Origin of the sequence: Actinomadura montaniterrae, assembly GCF_008923365.1 — a bacterium.
Classification (GTDB): Bacteria; Actinomycetota; Actinomycetes; order Streptosporangiales; family Streptosporangiaceae; genus Spirillospora; species Spirillospora montaniterrae.
This window is the reverse complement of sequence record NZ_WBMR01000450.1, coordinates 1-2,214: the sequence shown is the minus strand read 5'-3', so window position 1 is coordinate 2,214 and position 2,214 is coordinate 1. Positions and strand designations below refer to the sequence as shown.

Below are 2,214 nucleotides of genomic sequence, written 5' to 3'. Positions count from 1 at the left end.
CGCCTCCGCCGCGGCCCGGTCGGCGCGGCCCGGGCGCCACGGCCCGGCGAGCGTCCACCCGCACGCCGCGCACCGCACGTCCTGCCGCGTCGCCGCCGCGTTCACCGCCGTGGCGTCGATCGGCACCGCGCAGAGCGGGCAGCGGTCAGCCGAGGTCATCGGGCACATCCTCCGGCAGCAGCAGGTTCAGCATCCGCGCGTCCGCGTCCGGGCGGTCCACCACCCGCTCGGCGAGCCGCGCCTCCATCCGCTCCAGCAGCCGGCGGACGGTCCGGCCGTTGCCGAACCCGGGCCGCCGCGCCGCGCCGTCGAGCCACGCCCGCGCCGCCGGGAGCGTCGCCGGGTCCAGCTCGTAGGCCTGCCGCTCCGCCATCGACCGCAGGATCTCCAGCAGGTCGTCGACCCCGTAGGCGGGGAACTCGATCGTCTCGCCGAACCGGGAGCCGAGGCCGTCGTTGGCCGCGACGAACCGGCGCATCGGCTCCGGGTAGCCCGCCGCGATCACCGCGAGGCGGCCGCGGTGCCGCTCCATCTCCTCGACGAGCGTGTCGATCGCCTCCTGCCCGAAGTCGTTGTCGCCGCCGGAGGTGAGCGCGTACGCCTCGTCGATGAACAGCACGCCGCCGAGCGCGCGCTCCACGGCCCGCCGGGTCAGCGGCGCGGTCTGCCCGACATAGGACGCGACCAGCCGCGACCGCCCCGTCTCCACGACGTGCCCGCGCTCCAGCAGCCCCATCTCCTTGAAGATCCGGCCGAAGTGCCGCGCGACCGTCGTCTTCCCGGTGCCGGGCGGGCCGATGAACAGCATGTTCGGCGCGACGACCTCGCCCTGCCCGCGCAGCCGCCGCAGCCGCAGCCGCTTCACCAGGACGTCCGCGCTCCGCTTCACCGGCGCCAGCCCGATCATCGCGTTCAGCTCGCCGAGCAGCTCCGCGGTGTCGCGCGGCGCGGGACGCGCGTCGCGGCGCAGCCGTTCCGGCAGGTCGCGCGGCTCCAGCGGCAGGTCACGGTCGTCCTTCACGCGCCGCGCCCACCGCGCCGCCGTCTCCTGCGTCACGTCGCGGACGGCGCGGGCGTTGCCGAACCCCCGGTCGCGGGTGCGGTGCAGCTCCGCGACCGCCTCGCCGAGCGCCGTCTCGAACCCCTCGCCCCACGCCATCCCCATCGGCCGGAGCTGCCGCGCCGCGATCTCCGCCAGCTCCGCCGGCCCGTAGTCGGGGAACGCGATGACGTTCTCGTGCGGGAACCGGCTGCGCAGCCCCGGGTTGCTGTCGAGGAACTCCCGCATCTCGTCCGGGTAGCCCGCGACGATCACCACCAGCTCGGCGCGGTCGTCCTCCATCCGGGCGAGCAGCTCGGTGATCACCTCCCGGCCGAACCCGTCCGCCTGGTCGCTCAGCTCGTACGCCTCGTCGACGAACAGCACCCCGCCGAGCGCCCCGTCGATCACCTCGCGGGTCCGGATCGCCGTCTGCCCGACGAACCCCGCCACGAGGTCGCTCGCCCGCACCGACCGGACCCGGCCGTGCCGCAGGATCCCGAGCTCCCGGTACAGGTCGCCGACGATCCGCGCGACCGTCGTCTTGCCCGTGCCCGGGTTGCCGGTGAAGACCAGGTGGTGCGACACCGGCTCCGCGCCCGCCGGCGGCCGGTACCGCAGGCCCTCCAGGTGCCGCTTCACCGGCTCCAGCCCGACCAGCTCGTCCAGCCGCCGCATCACGTCGCCGTCCGCGACCGTCGCGGCGATCCAGCCGTACCGGTGCAGCTGCTCCTGCCCGAGCGGGGTGCCCTCCGCCGCCATCCGCCGGCCGAGCCGCCGCTCCCACGTCTCCAGCGGGACGTCCTGCGCCGCCATCGCCCGGACCGTTCCGGCGAGCCGCGTCCAGTCCCCGATCCGCAGGTTCCGCTGGATCCGCAGCCGGTGGACGAGGCGGGTCAGCTCCGCCTCGCCGGGCGGCCGCAGCAGCCCCGGGCGCGCCGGGCGCCGCTCCTCCGCCTGCACCACCTGCACCAGCCCGGGCAGGTCGCGGCTGCTCTCGGCGAACGCGCGGACCTCCGCGAGCGACGCCCCGCCGAACACCAGCACGCAGATGTTCCGGCTGCCCGGCCGGAACTCCAGCCACCGCTCCAGCGCCGCCGCGAACGGCGCCCGCGCCTCCTGCCAGCGCTCCAGCACCTCCAGCTGCTCGACGACGACGGCCGTCGGCGTCGACT

1 protein-coding gene is annotated in these 2,214 nt (G+C 76.1%); it reads right to left on the bottom strand.

Annotated elements, in window-relative coordinates:
* Positions 1-145: 145 nt before the first annotated feature.
* On the bottom strand, positions 146-2,214 hold a 2,069-nt coding region (locus F9B16_RS50180; protein ID WP_151547310.1), incomplete at its 5' end, for an AAA family ATPase.